The 15,187-nt window shown below is 66.6% G+C and carries 12 protein-coding genes; 10 read left to right on the top strand and 2 right to left on the bottom strand.

Translation table 11 applies throughout. The features are described from left to right. Positions 1 to 24 precede the first annotated feature (24 nt). Together dnaJ and D6T63_RS03670 are read left to right on the top strand one after the other, a co-directional pair. Positions 25 to 1,155 carry a molecular chaperone DnaJ gene (dnaJ, locus tag D6T63_RS03675; RefSeq protein WP_120147692.1) on the top strand — a complete coding sequence of 377 codons (1,131 nt, stop codon included), beginning with the start codon at positions 25 to 27 and terminating at the stop codon, positions 1,153 to 1,155. A 2-nt stretch (positions 1,156 to 1,157) separates the two neighbouring features. Further along, on the top strand, positions 1,158 to 1,925 hold the full coding sequence (locus D6T63_RS03670) for a 16S rRNA (uracil(1498)-N(3))-methyltransferase (RefSeq protein WP_120147691.1): 768 nt from the start codon (positions 1,158 to 1,160) through the stop codon (positions 1,923 to 1,925). A gap of 11 nt (positions 1,926 to 1,936) precedes the next feature. Here D6T63_RS03670 and D6T63_RS03665 read toward each other — a convergent pair whose 3' ends face one another. After that, positions 1,937 to 2,929 (bottom strand): GerMN domain-containing protein, encoded by a 993-nt coding sequence (locus D6T63_RS03665; RefSeq protein ID WP_120147690.1) that lies wholly within the window; start codon positions 2,927 to 2,929, stop codon positions 1,937 to 1,939. A 453-nt stretch (positions 2,930 to 3,382) separates the two neighbouring features. Here D6T63_RS03665 and D6T63_RS03660 point away from each other — a divergent pair, with 453 nt between their 5' ends. From D6T63_RS03660 to D6T63_RS03640, 5 genes are all read left to right on the top strand, one after another. Continuing rightward, positions 3,383 to 4,417 (top strand): PhoH family protein, encoded by a 1,035-nt coding sequence (locus D6T63_RS03660; protein WP_120147689.1) that lies wholly within the window; start codon positions 3,383 to 3,385, stop codon positions 4,415 to 4,417. Next, entirely contained in the window at positions 4,414 to 4,887 is a 474-nt protein-coding gene (gene ybeY, locus D6T63_RS03655) for an rRNA maturation RNase YbeY (protein ID WP_120147688.1), read from the top strand. Before D6T63_RS03660 ends, ybeY begins: the two co-directional genes overlap by 4 nt. Next, a complete protein-coding gene (locus tag D6T63_RS03650) occupies positions 4,884 to 6,194 on the top strand; it encodes a hemolysin family protein (protein WP_407923700.1) in 1,311 nt (436 codons plus the stop codon). The genes ybeY and D6T63_RS03650 overlap by 4 nt, the downstream gene beginning before the upstream one ends. Beyond that, positions 6,181 to 7,110: a GTPase Era gene (gene era, locus D6T63_RS03645; protein ID WP_120147687.1), complete on the top strand. Its 930-nt coding sequence runs from the start codon at positions 6,181 to 6,183 to the stop codon at positions 7,108 to 7,110. Before D6T63_RS03650 ends, era begins: the two co-directional genes overlap by 14 nt. Positions 7,111 to 7,291: 181 nt before the next feature. Beyond that, positions 7,292 to 8,839, top strand: a complete 1,548-nt coding sequence (locus tag D6T63_RS03640; RefSeq protein ID WP_120147686.1) for an LCP family protein — start codon at positions 7,292 to 7,294, stop codon at positions 8,837 to 8,839. A gap of 95 nt (positions 8,840 to 8,934) precedes the next feature. Here the strand turns inward: D6T63_RS03640 and D6T63_RS03635 are convergent, their stop codons facing one another. Beyond that, positions 8,935 to 10,893, bottom strand: coding sequence for a M13 family metallopeptidase (locus D6T63_RS03635; protein WP_120147685.1), 1,959 nt, complete (start codon positions 10,891 to 10,893; stop codon positions 8,935 to 8,937). Positions 10,894 to 11,122: 229 nt separating this feature from the next. Between D6T63_RS03635 and leuA the strand changes: the two genes are divergently transcribed. The 3 genes from leuA (at position 11,123) to D6T63_RS03620 (ending at position 14,527) form a co-directional block, all read left to right on the top strand. Then, on the top strand, positions 11,123 to 12,865 hold the full coding sequence (gene leuA, locus D6T63_RS03630) for a 2-isopropylmalate synthase (protein ID WP_120147684.1): 1,743 nt from the start codon (positions 11,123 to 11,125) through the stop codon (positions 12,863 to 12,865). 112 nt (positions 12,866 to 12,977) lie between these two features. Continuing rightward, entirely contained in the window at positions 12,978 to 13,724 is a 747-nt protein-coding gene (gene recO, locus D6T63_RS03625; protein WP_182976891.1) for a DNA repair protein RecO, read from the top strand. After that, on the top strand, positions 13,721 to 14,527 hold the full coding sequence (locus tag D6T63_RS03620) for an isoprenyl transferase (RefSeq protein WP_120147682.1): 807 nt from the start codon (positions 13,721 to 13,723) through the stop codon (positions 14,525 to 14,527). The genes recO and D6T63_RS03620 overlap by 4 nt, the downstream gene beginning before the upstream one ends. The last annotated feature ends 660 nt before the right edge of the window (positions 14,528 to 15,187 follow it).

Here is a 15,187-nt window from a genome sequence, read left to right as displayed (position 1 = left end):
TCCAACAGGAAGTGATGTGCAGGAGTGAGTAATCACTATGAGGTCCTCGGTGTGGCGCAGGGCGCGACCGGGGAGGAAATCAAGAAGGCGTACCGCAAGCTCGCCCGCAAGCTCCACCCGGACGTGAACTCCGGAGACGACGCAGCCGAGGAGTTCAAGCTCGTCACGCGTGCCTACGAGGTGCTGTCCGACCCGCAGAAGCGCCGGGTCTACGACACCACGGGCAACGAGAACGGGACGGACACGGGATACGGTTCCGGCTACTCGGGCTCGGGCTTCGCCTTCCAGGACATCTTCGAGACGTTCTTCGGCGGCAGCGGGCAGCAGGGCGGGGCCCCATCCCGGACGCGCCGCGGCCAGGACGCGCTCATCAACGTCCGGATCGATCTCAAGGACGCCGTTTTCGGCACCAACAAGAAGATCGAGGTCGACACCGCCGAAGTGTGTCCCACATGTGACGGATCCTGCTGCCAGCCCGGCACGTCGCCGCGCACGTGTGACATCTGCGGTGGCTCCGGCCAGGTGCAGCGCGCCGTGCGCTCCATCCTCGGTCAGGTCATGACCAGCGCTCCCTGTGGCACCTGCCAGGGCTACGGCACCGTGATCCCGAGCCCCTGCCATGAGTGCAGTGGCGAGGGTCGAATCCGCGCGCGCCGCACCCTCACGATCAAGGTCCCCGCCGGTGTCAGTACCGGTACCCGCATCCAGTTGGGCGGCCAGGGCGAAGCCGGCATAGCAGGAGGGCCGCAGGGTGACCTCTACATCGAGATCCGCGTCAACACCGACTCCACCTTCCTGCGCGATGGCGACGACCTGCACGTCACGCTGAGCGTCCCGATGACTGCCGCTGCACTCGGCACCTCCGTGCGCCTCGACACGTACGACGGCGATCAGGAACTGACCATCAAGCCGGGGACGCAGTCCGGCGAGATCCTGACGCTCCGAGGTCTCGGTGTCACGCACCTCCGCAACCAGGGCAGGGGAGACCTCCGCATCCACCTGAACGTGGAGACGCCGCGCAACGTCGATCACCAGCAGGAGGAGCTCCTGCGCAAGCTTGCCGAGCTCCGCGGCGAGGAATACACGGACGGCCAGCTGGCCAGCAGCGGGTCCGGCGTCTTCGCGCGCCTGCGGGAGCGACTCGGGAACCGCTGACGATGACGCGTCCCCTGTTCTTCGGACCGGACAAGGACGTCCGTGTGGCGCGTCCGGGCGGTGTCTTCGTTCTTGGCGGTGACGAGGGACGCCACGCGGCGACCGTGCGCCGGCTCTCCGTGGGAGAGCCGGTCGACGTCTCCGACGGCGCCGGTTACAGGCTCGGCGGGATCATCACCGCCGTCGGTACGGGAACGATCGAGCTGATGATCGACACCGCGGGCCAGGACCCGGCCCCGCTGCACCGCCTCGTGCTCGTGCAGGCCCTGGCCAAGGGCGGCCGCGACGAGCAGGCCGTCGAGGCGGCCACCGAGCTCGGCGTCGACGCCGTCGTCCCGTGGCACGCCGAGCGGTGCATCGTTCGGTGGCGTGGGGACAAGGCGGAGAAGGGCCGGCAAAAGTGGGTATCGCTCGTGGCTGCCGCGTCCAAGCAGTCGCGCCGCTCGTTCGTGCCCGGGGTGCACCCCGTGATGGATACCACCAGGTTGGCTGCATGGGCTGCGTCCGTCGATCGCGTCGTCGTCCTCCACGAGGATGCCGATGCCTCGCTCGCAGACCGGGTCGACGCTCTCCGTGCCACCGGTGGCCTTGCCGCCGCGTCGTCGACCGCCGTCGTCGTCGGACCCGAGGGCGGCATCAGCGACGCGGAGCTGGAGAAGCTGCGCGCGGTCGGTGCCGAGTCAGCCCGCCTGGGGCCGCACGTTCTGCGATCGTCCTCGGCCGGTCCGGCGGCCCTCGTCCTGCTGAACCACCTGCTGGAACGCTGGTAGCACCGCGGCCGCTAGCGGATGGTGATGGTCTTCGAGTCCTGGGCGGTGCCGCTGCCGGACGGCGTTGAAACGGTGATCTCGTACTGACCCGGGGGGAGTGTCACCGAGAAGGAGTAGGCGCCCGGCACACCGTCCTGCGACGAGATGTCCACGGATCCGTCCCGGAAGAGGTTGGTGTCTCCGGCGGCCGAGCCGTCCACGCTCCGGTCGATGCGCCAGGCGAGCGAATCATCCGAAGCGGGGCCGACGCCGTGGATGGTCAGGCTCTCGGCGGCGTGCTCGACCCCCTCCTGGGGGTCTATCACCCACACGGGCGCGAGCGCCGACGGGTCCCGTGTCCATTCCCCGCCGAGATCGACGGCACCGAAAGCCCGGTGGTTCGCTGCCCCGTCGACGAGGACGACGACCGAGCTCGCTTCGCCTCCCGCGATGAGGCCGCCGTGGGCGGCGGCCGCCGTAGCGGTGTGCACCAGCTGCTGCAGGGCGATCCGCGCTTCGTCCTCGTCGAGTCGCTTCGAGACCGAGTCGGAGGAGATGTCCAGGGTGATCACGTTCTTGGTCGAGATGGAGGAGCTCACGCTCGAGGCCGGGCGCCACGGCGAGTGGTAGTCCGGGTCCAGGGGCTGCCCCTCGGTCATCACCTGCACGGCCTCGGAGATGGGATCGCCCGTCGCACCCGCGGGAGAGACGAGGTATTCGCGGAAGAGACGGTCCGTTCCTTCGACCTCGCCGAGCCAGTAGACGGGCAGCAGCGGCTGGGTCGCGTCGGCGGGACCGGCAGCGGCCCCCTGCTTCCGGACGGCAGCGTCGGAGGATCCCTCGGTCCCCTCGCTGGACGCGGCCGTCAGCGATGGTTGCGCGAGGTCCGTCGTCGAAGCGCTGCCCGGGAGCAGGCCGGTGTCGGGCAGGAAGAAGATGCTGCTTGCCACGAGTACGCCGCCGGACACCAGGAGTATCCCGCGCAGTCCCAACCTGTTCTTCCGGAGGGGGTCGTGCTGGCTCATGCTCGACCCCTTTCGTCAGGCGCATGCAGGCGCGGTTCCAGTGAGGTGCTTGAATTCAGGTCATCGGAGGTCGGCGGCCTCACCGACCTCATAGGGACCGGCACCGTCCGATGGACGGCGTGACTTCGCCGGACCTGTTTCAGCTTGGCACAGCGCCGGGGGTCGGTCCGCATGGAAAAGAGTCCTCCGCCTGACTGAAACCTGATCGATACGAAGCCGTTGCGGAATTGCGACGAAAGCTCAGGACGACTGGACACACCCGTCGGACGCCTGCGGCCAGGGAATCAAGACGGATCCGCTCCTGTTGGCATAAACGGTATGCCGTAACATTGAGGCTTCTGCCACTGCTGGTGCGGCCTGCTCGAGAAGAACGGCCACGCCGGCGGGCGGACCCGACACCACATCAGGACGACTACTCGAACGAGGGGCGATCGAAGGCCGGACGGCCGAGCTATGAGCGAATCTTCAACAGGCATCAACGCAGCAGGGCTGGACTCAAGGATTTTCATCTTCGACTCGACCGAGCAGATGGTGCAGGCGCTCGGGTCCAATGACGAGGCCCTCCGCCTGATCGAGGATTCCTTTCCCGGCGTCGGCCTCCAGGCCAGAGGGAACGAGCTCACCATCACGGGACCGTCCGCGGACGTCCTGCGTACGGAGCGCCTCGTCGGCGAGATCCGCACCATGGCCAGCAACAACGCAACCGTCTCCCCCCAGGTGCTCGAGCAGCTGGTCATGATGCTCAAGACGCAGAGCGCGGCCAGGCCCTCCGAGGTATTGTCCGTCAACATCCTGTCGTCCCGCGGCAAGACTATCCGCCCGAAGACCCTCAACCAGAGCACCTACGTGGATGCGATAGACCGCAACACGATCGTGTTCGGCATCGGCCCCGCGGGTACCGGCAAGACCTACCTCGCCATGGCCAAGGCAGTGCAGGCATTGCAGCAGAAGGAGGTCAACAGGATCATCCTCACGAGGCCCGCCGTCGAGGCGGGGGAGCGGCTCGGATTCCTGCCGGGAACGCTCAACGACAAGATCGACCCGTACCTCCGACCGCTGTACGACGCGCTGCACGACATGATGGACCCGGACTCCATCCCGCGCCTCATGGCAGCCGGCACCATCGAGGTGGCGCCCCTGGCCTACATGCGCGGACGGACGCTCAACGACGCCTTCATCATCCTCGACGAGGCCCAGAACACGACGCCCGAGCAGATGAAGATGTTCCTCACGCGCCTCGGCTTCGGTTCGAAGATGGTCGTCACGGGTGACGTCACGCAGGTGGACCTCCCCAACGGCACGAGCTCCGGGTTGCGCGTCGTCCGCGAGATCCTCGACGACGTCGACGACGTCTACTTCAGCGAACTGGACGCCTCCGACGTCGTGCGCCACCGGCTCGTGGGGGACATCGTGAGCGCCTACAGCGCATGGGACGAGGAGCAGCGGGCGGGGCAGTCGCGCTCCGGCCGACCGGTGAACGGACGATGAGCGTCGAGGTCAACAACGAGTCGGGATACGACGTCGACGGCGAAGCCCTCGTCCGTCTCTCCAACTTCCTCTTCGAGTCACTGTTCGTCCACCCCGAGGCAGAGCTGTCGATCATCCTGGTGGACACCGCCGCGATGGAGAAGCTCCATGTCGAGTGGATGGACGAGCCCGGTCCCACCGATGTGCTCTCCTTCCCCATGGACGAGCTTCGACCGGGGACCCCTGGCCGTGTGACGCCCGCCGGGCTTCTCGGCGATATCGTCCTCTGCCCGGAGGTCGCCGCGTCCCAGGGAGCGGCCGCAGGGCACAGCACGGGTGACGAGCTCCTGCTGCTGACGACGCACGGCGTCCTCCACCTCCTCGGTTTCGACCATGCGGAACCCGAGGACGAGAAGGAGATGTTCGGCCTCCAGCGCCAGCTGCTCGCGGACTTCCTCGGTGGAGATGCGCCGCAGGAGACCCGCGCTTGACCGTCTGGCTCCTCGGGCTCATGGGCTTGTTCTTCGCGTTGACGGCTGCCCTCGTCACGGCCGCAGAAGCGGCTTTCAGCTACCTCCCGCGCCAGGAGGGCGAGACCCTCGTCCAGGCATCACGTTCTGCATCGCTACGCCGGATCCTGAACGCGCCCGTCGCCCACATGCACGCCCTGCGGTTCTGGCGGGTGTGGTTCGAAATGGCCGGCGCCGTCGCCGTCGCGATCCTCTTCCACGACCTGCTGGACAACATCTGGCTGGCCGGTCTTCTGGCCACCGCTGTCATGGCGGCGATCGGTTTCGTGATCGTCGGTGTGTCACCGCGGCAACTCGGCCGCGTGCACGCTCCCGCCGTCGTCCGCCTGACAGCCGGGCTGGTTGCGTTCCTTCGTGCCATCCTCGGGCCCATCCCGCGCTGGCTGGTCCGGATCGGCAGCGCCATGACACCTGGAGCGGCGCGCGATGAAGCCGCCTTCTTCACCCAGGAGGAATTCCGGGAACTGCTCTCCCGTGCTTCCGATGCAGAGATGATCGAGGACAACGAGGCGGAGCTCATCCACTCCGTGTTCGAGCTCGGCGACACCAAGGTCCGCTCCGTCATGGTGCCGCGCACCGACATGGTGACCATCGAATCAGGGTCGACGCTCAGTCAAGCGATGTCCCTCTTCCTGCGCTCGGGTTACTCGAGGATCCCGGTGATCGGGGAGAGCTCGGACGACATCAAGGGACTGCTGTACCTGAAGGACGTCGTCGCGAACCTGCATGGCCGGCCGGCGTCGAACCTCTCGCGTCCCGTCGACTCGGAGTGCAGGCCGGCCCGGTACGTGCCGGAGTCGAAGCCCGTCGGCGACCTCCTGCGGGAACTGCAGCGTGAGTCCACCCATGTGGCGATCGTCATCGACGAGTACGGCGGGACTGCTGGACTCGTCACGCTCGAGGACCTGATCGAGGAGATCGTCGGTGAGATCGTCGACGAGTACGACTCCGAAGTACCGGAGCAGGAACGGCTCGACGACGGCGAGTTCCGTGTGAGTGCGAGGATGGGAATCGATGACCTCGGCGAACTCTTCGGGCTCGATCTCGATGACGAGGAGGTCGACACGGTCGGCGGTCTGCTGGCCAAGACCCTGGGACGCGTGCCGATCGTCGGATCAGAGGTCACAATTGACGGTATAGGGCTGCGGGCCGAGCGCGTGGAGGGCCGACGCAACAGGGTCTCGCATGTGATCGCGCACCGGCTACTACCAGAGCACACCGAGCAGGACGAACGAGAGACGACAGAGGCTGACAATGAGCGACGCTAAGCACAGGGCGGGATTCGTCTCGCTCGTCGGGCGGCCGAATGCGGGTAAATCGACCCTCACGAACGCCCTCGTGGGCCAGAAGGTCGCCATCACGTCGGCCAAGCCGCAGACCACGCGCCACACCATCCGTGGAATCGTCAACCGTGAGGACTCCCAGATCGTCCTCGTCGACACACCGGGGCTGCACCGTCCCCGCACCCTGCTCGGGCAGCGGCTGAACGACCTCGTGGCTGACACCCTCGCCGAGGTCGACGCCGTCGGGTTCTGCCTTCCGGCCAATGAGAAGATCGGCCCGGGTGACCGTTACATCGCCGAGCAGCTCGCGCGGCTGAAGCGGAAGCCGCTGATCGCCGTCGTCACCAAAACGGACCTCGTGGACCGCCAGGCGCTGACTGAGCAGCTGCTCGCCGTCTCGAAACTAGGCGTGGAGGTGGCCGGGCCCGATGGCTGGGCGGACATCGTTCCGGTCTCGGCCGCGGACGGCTTCCAGGTGGGCACTGTCGCCGAGGTCTTCAGCGGACACATGCCCGAATCGCCCGTCCTGTACCCGGACGGAGAGCTGACGGACGAGCCGGAAGCCGTCATGGTCGCGGAACTGGTGCGGGAAGCCGCACTCGAGGGCGTCCGCGACGAGATGCCGCACTCCATCGCCGTCGTCGTCGAGGAGATGATCCCCCGGGAGGGGCGAAGCGAGGACAACCCGATGCTGGATGTCCACGTGAATGTCTACGTGGAGAGGTCGTCGCAGAAGGCCATCATCATCGGCAAGGGAGGCGCCCGGCTCCGGGAGATCGGAACCACTGCGCGCCGCGGTATCGAGGCGCTGCTGGGGACCCGGATCTACCTCGACCTGCACGTCAAGGTCGCAAAGGACTGGCAGCGAGACCCCAAGCAACTCGTCAAGCTCGGGTTCTGACGGGCACCGCCGGCACGTCCCGGTCGTTATGTCGCTGCAACGGGACTGATCCTCCCGCGTACCTCCCGATCACCGTCGATCCCCCTGCGCGAGGGGGATCGACGGTGATCCGGCCCTGTTCCCGCCCAGGGAAAGATTTCAGCACCACCCAACCCGTCCAGTCACCCGAAGGAGCACCGGCATGAGCCGCCGACCGTCACCCGAGGGCGCCGATAACGCCAGCGACCCCTTCGCGGCGACACCTGCTGAGGCTGTCATCGGCGTCGCGCCGGGCAGCAGGCACCTGGGTCGGGCACGGCGCTTCCGCGGACTCAAGCTGACAGCCATCCTGATGGCTTCGGCGATCGTGGCCGTCGTCGCCTTCGTGGGCGTGCAGGTGCTCCGGCTCCAGTCCAATGTCGATACCATGCCGCTCAACCTCGGCGAGAACCAGGGCACAGCACTTCCGGTGGATTCAAGCACCGATCCGCTCCAGATCCTCATCCTCGGATCCGATACCCGTACGGGCAATTCCGGCGAGTTCTTCGGTAGTGAGGAGGATTCGTCCGGTGAGGGCAACTCGGACGTCATGATGCTCGCAACGCTCTCGGCCGACCGGCAGAACGTCACGGTCGTCTCCTTCCCGCGCGACCTGCTCGTACCCGTGCCGGGCTGCGTGAACCCCGAGTCCGGAAACGTCTCGGCCGCCGTGGACCTCGGACAGTTGAACGAAGCACTGAACGAGGGCGGGCCGGGCTGCACCGTGGCCGCCATCAACAACCTCACGGGCCTGTCCATCGACCACTTCATGATGGCCGGGTTCAATGCCGTCAGCGAGTTGTCCTCGGCTGTCGGCGGGGTCGACGTCTGCGTCGAGGAACCCGTCGATGATGAGTTCTCCGGTCTCAAGCTGCCGGCCGGAACCAGTGAGGTCGAGGGGGACCAGGCCCTGGCGTTCCTGCGAACCCGCCACAGTTTCGGCGACGGCGGCGATATCGGGCGTATCGCGGCGCAGCAGTCCTTCATGGCATCCCTGGCCCGGAAAGTGCGTGCGGAGGGGACCCTGACGAACCTGCCGAAGCTCTACTCGATCGCCGACGTGATCACGCGCAACCTGACGGTCGATGATGCCCTGTCGCAGCCCACGGAGATCCTCAAGATCGCCGACCGGCTGAAGAACGTCGACCTCGGCAACATGGCCTTCGTGACCGTGCCGACCGAGCCGTGGGTCGAGGACCCCAACCGCCTGGTGCTCGACGAGGAAGCCGCCGCCCCCCTGTTCGATGCTCTTCGGGAGGACCGCGGGATCACCGAACAGTCTCCCGATGCCGCGGCGCCGGCACCGGAAGTATCACCGTCCGCACCGGAAACGACGGACGCTCCCGCCGTCGATCCCGCGACGGTGCCGGTGCTCGTCGTCAACGCGACGACGAACACCGAGCGGTCCACGGAGGTGCGGCAGCTCCTGCTCGACGCCGGCTACACCCAGACGGACACCTTCGCGTCTGCACCCGCGGAAGCGACGCTGGTCGTCTTCGGTGCGGGCTATGACGGGGCCGCGGCAGATCTCGCGGCACGTTTCGGTGTCCCCGACACCCGGGTCGTGTTCGACGAGACGGTCGTCGGGGTGCAGCTGCAGGTCGGCGCCGACCTGGCCACCGGCAGCGCGGTGGTCGTGCCGCCCCTCGGTGACGCGCTCGAGGGACAGACCGCCGACCAGATCACCTGCCAGGCGTCGTCCGGACTCTAGGCCGACTCCCTACCGATCGCAGTCGACCAGCCGGTCCACTGCAAGCCCTGCCACCCGTGCCGCCTGATAAAGCGCGGCACGGGTGGCGACGGGGGCTACCAGATCCGGACGCGCTCTTCGGGGTCGAGCCACAGACGATCCTGGTCGCTGACGCCGAAGGCCTCGTGGAACTCGTCGAGGTTCCGGATGACCTGGTTGCACCGGAACTCGTTGGGGGAGTGCGGATCGACGGTCAGGCGTCGCTTCGCCTCCTCGGGGCGAATCTTCTGCTGCCAGCACGTGGCCCAGGACAGGAAGAACCGCTGGGTGCCCGTCAGTCCACCGATCACGGGAGCCTCCTCGCCCCCGAGGCTGAGGAGGTACGCCCGGTAGCTGATGCCGAGCCCCCCGAGGTCGCCGATGTTCTCGCCGAGGGTCAGTTCGCCGTTCACCGGCTGCCCCGGCACTTCCGACGGTTCGAGAGCGGCGTACTGGGCGACGAGGCGGCCCGTGAGCTCGTCGAACTCCTCCCTGTCGGCCTCGCTCCACCAGTTCGCAAGCATCCCGGTGCCATCGAACTGCGAGCCCTTGTCATCGAAGCCGTGGCCTATCTCATGACCGATGACGGCTCCGATGGCGCCGTAGTTGACGGCGTCGTCGGCGTCGATATCGAAGAAGGGAGGTTGCAGGATCGCAGCGGGGAACACGATCTCGTTCATCGTCGGCATGTAGTAGGCGTTGACGGTCTGCGGAGTCATCAGCCAGGCACCACGATCGACGGGGCCTCCCAGCTTGCCGAGCTGCCGGCTGTGTTCGAACTCGGAAGCGCGAAGGACGTTGCCGTACAGATCCGAGGGCTGCACGTCGAGCAGACCGTAGTCGATCCACTCCTCCGGGTACCCGATCTTCGTGGTGAACTGCGACAACTTCTGCAGTGCCCTGACCCGGGTCTCGTCGGTCATCCAGGTGAGAGCCCTGATGCTCGCCTCGTAGGCCGAGATGAGGTTTCCGACGAGGGTCAGCATCGCGGCCTTGTGCGTCGCCGGAAAGTGCCGTTCGACGTACCGCTGGCCGATCGCCTCGCCCATCGCTCCCTCGACCAGCGCCACCCCGCGCTTCCAGCGGTCCTTCAGCTGGGGAGTTCCGGCGAGATGGGTGCCGTAGAACGCAAAGGTGGCCTGGACGAAGCGGTCGTCGAGGTAATCCGAGGCATGAAGCAGTACGCGGCTCACGAGCCACTCCCGCCAGCTGCCCAGTTCCTCTTCGCGAAGCGCGGCATCGAGTCCGCGGACGAAGTCCGGCTGATTGACCACGAGTTCTCCCGCCTGGTCCGGAGCGTCGGTCACGATCGCGAGCCACGGAACGAGGTGGGTCGAGAGCCCGGCCACGTCGTCGTGCCTCACCAGGTTGTAGGTCTTCTGGGGATCCCTGCGCTCCACCGAGCCCATCGAGGATGCGGCGAGGCGCGTCTCGAGGGCCATGACGCGCGCGGCCGCCCCTGGCGCGTCATCGGTACCGGCTAGCCGGAAGAGCTGCTCGAGCAGGTCCTGATACTTCTCGCGGGTCTCCGCGAACCCGTCCTCCCGGTAGTAGGACTCGTCCGGCAGGCCGAGGCCCGACTGGTAGAGGTGCAGGAGGTAGCGTGCCGGGTTGCCGGCGTCGTTGCTGACGTAGGGGGCAAGGAAGCCCTGGATCCCCGAGCGCGACAGCCCGGCGCTGAGGTCCACCAGGTCCCCGACCGACGCGACTGCGGCGATGCGCTCGAGCAGCGGCATGATCGGGGAGATTCCCTCGGACGCGATGCGGTCGGTGTCCATGAAGTCCGCGTAGAGCGTGCCCAGTTTTGCGTCGATCGCATCCGCCGCATCGTCACCGGACAGCGATGCAGCGTCCTCGATGATGGCGCGGACAGCGAGTTCGGAGGCGTCACGCAGAGCGGTGAAGGAACCTGCCAGCGGGCGGTCATCGGGAATGACGGCGTCCTTCAGCCAGACGCCGTTGGCGTGCCGGAAAAGATCGTCCTGGGGACGGACCGTTCCGTCGAGATTGGCTGGATCGAGAGTGCTGATCGTCATAATCGCTTCCTGATTCTCCATGGTGCGGCGCAGGACGGCGCCCGTCCGGGCGCCCCGAAACCCATCCTATGTGCCGTGCTATGGTGAAAAGGTGCGCGCACACAAGACTCTTCTTCGGTGCCGCGGCGAGGCCATCTAGGACTTTCAGAGCTACTGGCCACCCCTCGCCGCGGAGTCCGCGATGCCCGGCCGCCAGCACACTCAGTTCCCACAGACAAGGCCGATTTCCATGGACAACGCTCAGAAGACCTCGGGTATGCCGTTCGGCAAGTACGTTCCCTTCCAGGACCAGATCACGGTCGAGCTCCCTGATCGCACCTGGCCGGACCGCGTGATCACGAAGGCACCGCGCTGGTGCGCCGTCGACCTCCGCGACGGGAACCAGGCCCTGATCGACCCGATGAACCCCGAACGCAAGCACAAGATGTTCGATCTCCTCGTGCGCATGGGCTACAAGGAGATCGAGGTCGGATTCCCGTCGGCCTCGCAGACCGATTTCGATTTCGTCCGCCAGCTCATCGAGGGTGATCGCATCCCCGACGACGTCACCATCCAGGTGCTGACCCAGTCACGGGAGCACCTCATCGAGCGGACCTACGCGTCCCTCGAGGGGGCGGACCGGGCGATCGTGCACCTCTACAATTCGACGTCCGTCCTGCAGCGCCGGGTGGTCTTCAACCAGGACCGCGACGGCATCATCGACATCGCCGTGCAGGGTGCCCGCATGTGCCGCAAGTTCGAGGAGAACATGGGCGACACGCTGATCACCTACGAGTACTCACCGGAATCCTTCACGGGTACGGAACTCGATTTCGCGGCACGGATCAGCAACGAGGTGTCCGCCGTCTTCGAGGCTTCCGCGGACCGGCAGATGATCCTGAACCTACCCGCCACGGTCGAGATGGCGACGCCGAACATCTATGCCGATTCGATCGAGTGGATGAGCCGCAACCTCGCGGATCGGGACAGCATCATCCTGTCGCTGCACCCGCACAATGACCGGGGTACGGGCGTGGCCGCAGCGGAGCTCGGGTACCTGGCGGGCGCAGACCGCATCGAGGGCTGCCTTTTCGGCAACGGCGAGCGGACCGGAAACGTCGACCTGGTGACGCTCGGCATGAACCTCTTCAGTCAGGGAATCGATCCGCAGATCGACTTCTCCGACATGGACTCCATCCGCCGCACGGCGGAGTACTGCAACCAGCTCAGCGTCCCCGAGCGTTCGCCCTACGGCGGGGACCTCGTCTTCACGGCATTCTCCGGATCGCACCAGGACGCCATCAAGAAGGGGTTCGAGAGCATGGAGCGCGACGCCGCCGAGGCGGGCGTCGGCGTCGACGATCTGCCGTGGGCCGTCCCGTACCTGCCGATCGACCCCAAGGACATCGGACGTTCCTACGAGGCCGTCATCCGCGTGAACTCCCAGTCCGGCAAGGGAGGCGTGGCCTACCTGCTCAAGCACGAGCACAGCCTCGACCTGCCGCGCCGGGCGCAGATCGAATTCTCCGGCGTCATACAGCGCCGCACCGAGACGCAGGGCGGCGAGGTCAGCGGCGCCCAGTTGTGGTCCGTCTTCCAGGACGAGTACCTGCCGACGCGCGCCGACGGCGGATCGGAGGCCTGGGGCCACTACGAGCTGACCTCGGTCAACACGGACACGGCCGAGGACGGCTCGTTCAAGCTCGTCGCGACGCTCCTCGTCGACGGCGTGCAGCAGCGGAAGAGTTCCCAGGGCAACGGTCCCATCGACGCCCTGTTGACCATCCTCAGCCAGGACGGCGTGGACGTCCGTGTCCTCGACTACACCGAGCACGCCCTGTCCTCGGGTGGCAACGCGCGCGCCGCGGCATATGTGGAATGTGCGGTGGGGGAGCGCGTGCTGTGGGGTGTCGGCATCGACGCGAATACGACCATGGCGGCCCTCAAAGCCGTTGTCTCGGCCGTCAACCGGGCCATCCGCGACGCCGCCTGATCGGATCGGTTCTCACCTGGCGGTCCTCGGCGGTAGCCCGGGCGTCACCCGTCCTCCTGCCGTCCCCGCGCCGATCGGCTGCCGCGGGGGTGGCAGGTGGGAGAATATTGGAGTGCCCTCCTCGATAGCATCCCGTACCTACCGCACCATCGGTGTGGTGCTGCGTACGTACAAGCTCGGTGAGGCGGACCGCATCATCGTCCTGCTGACACGGGACCAGGGCCAGGTGCGCGCGGTGGCCAAGGGTGTTCGCCGAACCAGCAGCAAGTTCGGCTCACGGCTCGAGCCCTTCATGTCGGTGGACCTGCAACTCGCCCACGGCCGCAGCCTCGATGTCATCACGCAGGCCGAGACCAAGGGCGCTTACGGGCACGGTATCGCCTCCGATTACGGCTGCTACACGGCCGCCACGGCGATCGCCGAGACGGCCGAACGGCTGACCGACATCGGCGAGGCCGGAGGAGCGCAGTACGCCCTCGTTGCGGGGGCCTTCTCGGCCCTCAGCCGCAATCTGCATCCCTCCGAACTGATCCTCGACTCCTACCTGCTGAGGGCGCTGGCGACGGCGGGATGGGCACCCAGCTTCACCAACTGCGCACGGTGCGAAGCACCCGGCCCCCACTCAGCCTTCTCGGCGCCGCTCGGAGGAGCAGTATGCCCTACGTGCCGGCCGCCGGGATCCGCTTCGCCGTCGACCGCCGCCATGGAATTGCTCGGGGCGCTCCTCACAGGTGACTGGACCATCGCCGATGCCTCGGATGCCGGAGCCCGCCGCGAAGCCGCCGGACTCGTCGGCGCCTACGTTCAGTGGCACCTCGAACGCGGGGTCCCCTCCCTCAAATATGTGGAGCGTGTATGAGGAACTCCTCGCGTCCCGTGGCGCCCTGGCCGCACCCCAGCGGGGAGCAGGTTCCGTCCATCCCGCGTCAGTTCGTGCCGGAGCACGTGGCAATCGTCATGGACGGCAACGGCCGATGGGCCAACGAGCGCGGATTGCCCCGCACCGAAGGCCATAAGGCCGGTGAGGCGGCCTTGCTCGACGTCATGGCCGGCGCGATCGAGATCGGCGTCAAGCATGTATCGGTCTACGCGTTCAGCACCGAGAACTGGAAGCGCTCACCCGATGAGGTGCGCTTCCTGATGGGCTTCAACAAGGACGTGCTGCGACGACAGCGGGACCAGCTCGACCAGTGGGGTGTCCGTATCCGGTGGTCCGGGCGCCGTCCGAAGCTGTGGCAATCGGTCATCCGCGAGCTGGAGGAAGCTGAGCGGCACACCGTGCACAACACGACGTGCACCCTGACCATGTGCGTGAATTACGGTGGACGCGCGGAGATCGCCGACGCTGCGAGGGCGATCGCCGAGGATGTAGCTGCAGGGACGCTGAAGGCTTCCTCGGTCAGCGAGAAGACCATCCAGCGATACCTCGACGAACCAGACCTCCCCGACGTCGACCTGTTCCTCCGGACATCTGGCGAGCAGCGGCTGTCCAACTTCATGCTGTGGCAGTCCGCTTACGCCGAGATGGTGTTCATGAACACGCTGTGGCCCGATGTCGATCGGCGGACCCTGTGGCGGGCCATCGAGGAGTATGCCTCACGGGATCGCCGATTCGGGGGAGCGGTGGACCAGGCTGCGTCCGGCAGGGAATCGTCCTCCTGAGCGGCTTGTCCGGCAGGTGCACCTCGACGTCCTTCTGCTCGATGACAAGCTCAAACTTCCAGTCCAAAGAAACAGTGGGCATCCTTCCGTGGCAGCAAGAACGAGCACACCGTTCGGTACGCGCTGGGACGTGCGGACTCGCCCATGGCCGTCTCGACGTACACCTACGAATTCCTGCCGTCGGCCGAGAAGGACGCCCCCAGGTGCTGATGACTGCCAACGGCGTTCAACCACTTAGGAAGACCAACCACTCTGCCTGAACCCTGAGCAGCCCATTCATGTTCTAAGAGGTGCATCAGATTCTTCAGGTATGAGGTTCATGGGGTCGGAGGCTTGCCCGGACGGCACCGCGCCATGGCCGATGATTCCCGCAGTGCGGTACTGCCGGGGTCCTGAGCCGGGGCGGCACACCAGTGCGATACACCCTCACCGATCAAAGGGCATCCTGGCTCGACCCGGACGCGTATGTGTAACCGAGGGAGTTTGGCCACCCTCCACAACTACGCTTGTCGACCCTGTCGCCTGCACTTCCATGCGGGACCGCAGTGCTGTCGTCGATGGGTCGTTGCGGTTGACGGCGGGGCAACGACGCCGAAAAGGATCACAGCCTCGGTAAAGTGGTCGTCACACCCTGATCAGTCAGAGGAACCCCGTGCTCAT

It is taken from the genome of Arthrobacter cheniae (genome assembly GCF_003602275.1).
Lineage (GTDB): Bacteria > Actinomycetota > Actinomycetes > Actinomycetales > Micrococcaceae > Arthrobacter_D > Arthrobacter_D cheniae.
The sequence above is the reverse complement of the archived record's forward strand: the minus strand, read 5'-3'. Positions and strand labels throughout refer to the sequence as shown.

What these genes read in the sequence shown, in the direction of transcription:
- era (WP_120147687.1), top strand. Translation starts at nt 6,181, where the DNA reads ATGAGCGACGCTAAGCACAGGGCGGGATTCGTCTCGCTCGTCGGGCGG.
- D6T63_RS03660 (WP_120147689.1), top strand. Translation starts at nt 3,383, where the DNA reads ATGAGCGAATCTTCAACAGGCATCAACGCAGCAGGGCTGGACTCAAGG.
- D6T63_RS03635 (WP_120147685.1), bottom strand. Translation starts at nt 10,893, where the DNA reads ATGACGATCAGCACTCTCGATCCAGCCAATCTCGACGGAACGGTCCGT.
- D6T63_RS03670 (WP_120147691.1), top strand. Translation starts at nt 1,158, where the DNA reads ATGACGCGTCCCCTGTTCTTCGGACCGGACAAGGACGTCCGTGTGGCG.
- leuA (WP_120147684.1), top strand. Translation starts at nt 11,123, where the DNA reads ATGGACAACGCTCAGAAGACCTCGGGTATGCCGTTCGGCAAGTACGTT.
- D6T63_RS03640 (WP_120147686.1), top strand. Translation starts at nt 7,292, where the DNA reads ATGAGCCGCCGACCGTCACCCGAGGGCGCCGATAACGCCAGCGACCCC.
- D6T63_RS03620 (WP_120147682.1), top strand. Translation starts at nt 13,721, where the DNA reads ATGAGGAACTCCTCGCGTCCCGTGGCGCCCTGGCCGCACCCCAGCGGG.
- D6T63_RS03665 (WP_120147690.1), bottom strand. Translation starts at nt 2,929, where the DNA reads ATGAGCCAGCACGACCCCCTCCGGAAGAACAGGTTGGGACTGCGCGGG.
- ybeY (WP_120147688.1), top strand. Translation starts at nt 4,414, where the DNA reads ATGAGCGTCGAGGTCAACAACGAGTCGGGATACGACGTCGACGGCGAA.